This is a genomic window from Flammeovirga aprica JL-4, assembly GCF_012844305.1.
In the GTDB taxonomy this organism is placed as follows: Bacteria; Bacteroidota; Bacteroidia; order Cytophagales; family Flammeovirgaceae; genus Flammeovirga; species Flammeovirga aprica.
Genome location: NZ_JABANE010000231.1, coordinates 1 through 3,573, shown reverse-complemented (window position 1 = coordinate 3,573; position 3,573 = coordinate 1). Strand labels below are relative to the sequence as shown.

Annotated in this window: 2 protein-coding genes; one reads left to right on the top strand and one right to left on the bottom strand. The window is 33.1% G+C overall.

Annotated elements, in window-relative coordinates; translation table 11 throughout:
* Positions 1-613 precede the first annotated feature (613 nt).
* The gene (gene rocF, locus HHU12_RS33300; RefSeq protein ID WP_169661041.1) at positions 614-1,579 is read right to left on the bottom strand and encodes an arginase; all 966 of its coding nucleotides are present in this window, start codon (positions 1,577-1,579) and stop codon (positions 614-616) included.
* An 844-nt stretch (positions 1,580-2,423) separates the two neighbouring features.
* On the opposite strand from rocF, the gene HHU12_RS33295 reads away from it, so the two are divergent.
* On the top strand, positions 2,424-3,440 hold the full coding sequence (locus HHU12_RS33295; protein WP_169661040.1) for a T9SS type A sorting domain-containing protein: 1,017 nt from the start codon (positions 2,424-2,426) through the stop codon (positions 3,438-3,440).
* The last annotated feature ends 133 nt before the right edge of the window (positions 3,441-3,573 follow it).

Below are 3,573 nucleotides of genomic sequence, written 5' to 3'. Positions count from 1 at the left end.
ATCTCATGGAAGGAAAGCCAAAAGTTTATTTAAATATGGCTTAGAGAAACTTTCTCAATGCCTACAAAATAAATTTTATGAACAGCTAGAAATGCTGTTCAATCAATTTTTGTCATATACTTAGATTTTTTATTCTAATCGAGGGAGATTTGCAGAGCATAGCCGTAGCTACGCGATAAAAATCTAACGAAGAGTAGGATAAAAAAGATAAGATAAAATGTCCATTTCTTTTGTCCCAGTACTTAAGTACTAGGACAGAGGAAAATGGGTGTTTTGTAGACCCATAATTGAAATTATGGGTTTTTGGGAAGATAACTCACTGCTCAACTTTTGATTTTATTATTTGACTTATCTACATTAAATGGATAAAAAACCTATAAATCTTTGAGACATATCGAGTTTATAATGAAAGTTGAAAAATGGGACAGCTTCCCATGAGCCCATGACTTCAGTGGTGCATGGTATTTTATCCTATTTCATTTGTCCTAGAACTTAAGTGCTGGTAAAAGCATTTTTTGAATGAAGAATAAAAAATGGGCATTCACTTCATATTAAAAAGTAAATGCCCAAAATATAGATTGTGAACCTTAAAAAAGATTCAACTAAGTTCTATTTATCCAACCATCAATAACGATTTCTTTTTAATCGCCTCAACAGTTTCATTAAGGATTCTGAATGCATTATTGGCCATAATGTTGTCACGGTCCAAAGTAGGGTTTACCTCTACCATTTCCCAGCAAACCACTTTTTCATTGCTCACTAAAATAGTATTCAAATCTTTTGCTTCCTCCACTGTCAATCCATGTTCAACAGGAGTACCTGTACCACGGCTGATCGAAGGGTCCATGCTGTCTACATCAAATGAGATATAAATCATATCACAATCCGTCAACTTATTTAAGGCTAAATCTGCTGCGGCCTGAGTTCCCATTTCTCTCACTTCATCCACAGTGATATTGCGGATGTTATGTTTTTTCATGATTTCATTCTCAGGACCTTCTGTGTCTCTAACCCCGATAAATACAACATCTGAAGGATCAATCTTAGCAGATGTAGTACCTACTTTTTTGATATCTTCCCAATACGCTACAGTTTCTTTAGACGGCTCATTAACAGCATTTTCTTTGTTGTCAATTCCTGAAACCATCGCCAAAGGCATGCCGTGCATATTGCCTGATGGAGTAGTATATGGAGAGTGGAAGTCTGCGTGAGCATCAATCCAGATTACACCCAATTTCTGATTAGGAAAAGCCTTCTTAATACCTGAGATTGTTCCTGCAGCGGTAGAGTGGTCACCTGCCAAAATCACAGGAGTTTCACCGCTTTTTAGTGTGTCGTAAGTGTGATTGCTCACTCTGTTCAACATTGTGAAAACCCCATCAATGTGTTTTGCTTCAGGGTAATCATTGTTGTTGAATAAAATATTATTGACATCGTCGATGTTCTGTACCTTGTGTTCTTTGAAGAAAGTTGATTTTTGATCTAAACTAGCAACAATTAGTGCATCGATTCCCATTCCTGCACCTCTTGTACCTGCAGCAATTTCCGAACGAACGGTTAGTAACTTAATAGTTTCCATAAAATGTGTGTTTGTAAAATATGTGGTATGTGTAATGTGTATTATATAGGTCACCATTTATGATTAATGAACCTCAAGAGGAGATAGTATGTGGTAAGTGCTACGAATAGAAAACTATAGGTAAACAGTCACAATTATTCCTTTGGAAATTAACCGCAAATAAAAAGGTGCAAGAAATTATGAAAAGAAAACCGCCAAGTTGGATCACCGGCAGCTAAGGGTACAGAATTATGAAAATGCCAACAACTGGGATGGATCAAAGGAAAGATCCTCCATTACATACAGGGTATATGTTTGTTGTCTTAAAAACATTCTATAATAACTTTTATAAGTTTAATTCTACGCAATTATATGTTTAAAAATTATCATCTGCAAAAAAAAACTTTAAAAAACTTTTACTTGTTAAGTGATATTTAATATTCAGTATTATTAAAATAAGCTTATTAATGGTCTGTTTATTAGTGTTATGTATTGTTTTGTTGTTGACTGTTTTTATAAAAAAATATTATTTGATCTTTACTTAATTAGGAGAAAAAATGGTAAGCTGTACATCGGTTTTTATTTATAAAGTGAAGTAATTTATCCTTATTCTAGGATATTATTACAATAATTATGGTTGAAGCGTAAACTATATCAATATATATCAGAAATAGATTTATTTAGTAGAAGAAGTAGTTGTATAAACTGCTGTTTGTTAGGTATTACTACAACATTTTTTTGATGTAAGTGACCTAAGTAGAATTCCAAGGAAGTTTAACTTGAGGAGCAGTTATAAACGATTGAATAACTGAAATTCCTTTTCAACTTTACTTAGCTATTAGATTTATTTAATATGAGGTTTACGATGATCATTTTATCAATAATCAGCTTTTTGGTTATTGATGCACATGCAGGTTCTCAAACAATACACGGAGGACATTACAGGAACTTTTTTGTTGCTTCTGGAGATACAGTCATTGTATCAGGTGATATATTGGTTCAAAAGAATTTAACTACAAATGGAGCAGTACAGTATAATGCTTCACCAAAATCAAACTTAGTGGTTTTAGGAGATATCATTAAAACCCAAAGTGTTTATGGAGGTCGTCATGGTAATGCATCTATAAATAATGATATTATAGGGAGAGATCAAAGCCATCATTATTTTGGAGAAAATACTAAAACAGATTCTCATTTTTTTGTTGGACACGGTGCTTCTGTTTCAAGAATTACGGAAAATAATAAAGATAAAATACCTCAGAATATAAAAGATATGATTCTTACTTACGCCCCACATACTGAAGCGGGTAAAGCACTTCCAGTCAACCTGATATTTTTCAAAGGTGAGGTAAATGAAAACAATGTGACCCTTCTATGGGAAACAGCTTCTGAACAAAATTCTAAAGAATTTATTCTTCTGGTATCAGATAACAATGGGAAAAAGTTTAAACAACTAAAAAAGATAAAGGCAGGAGGTAATTCAAATACAGTTTTAAAATACGAGTATACAGACCGAAAAGTAAGCTATGGTAATCATATCTACAAACTGATAGAGAGAGACTTTGATGGTAAAGAGCAATCATGGACGCAGTTGATCAATGTATCATCTCATTTAATGGATGACAGAGTACTAAATGTTTACCCCATTCCATGTAGAACTATTTTAAATATTGAATTATACAACTTGGGAGAAAACGATGAATTAGATATTGAAATGATTCATGCTTCCACAGGTCAAAAAATACAAGTAGTCCATGAAGAAGAGTCAGAAGAATATCATCAACAGTTAAATGTTGCCAATATTGAAAGTGGTGTATATTTCTTAATTATAAATGACAATGGTAGAGCGGTTTTTAAAAAAGAAATAATAATTCAACACTAAAGTGTTCCCTCCGTTTTCAACCTTCAAGACTTTAGTCTTGGTTATGTTGCTGTATCACCTGCCGGGGATTTCGCAAAACCTTCAAAACTCTTAATTACTCTTCATTTTTAAAACGTATGAATATAAACAGTTT

Coding starts and splice junctions, on each gene's coding strand:
- HHU12_RS33295 (WP_169661040.1), top strand. CDS start 2,424: ATGATCATTTTATCAATAATCAGCTTTTTGGTTATTGATGCACATGCA.
- rocF (WP_169661041.1), bottom strand. CDS start 1,579: ATGGAAACTATTAAGTTACTAACCGTTCGTTCGGAAATTGCTGCAGGT.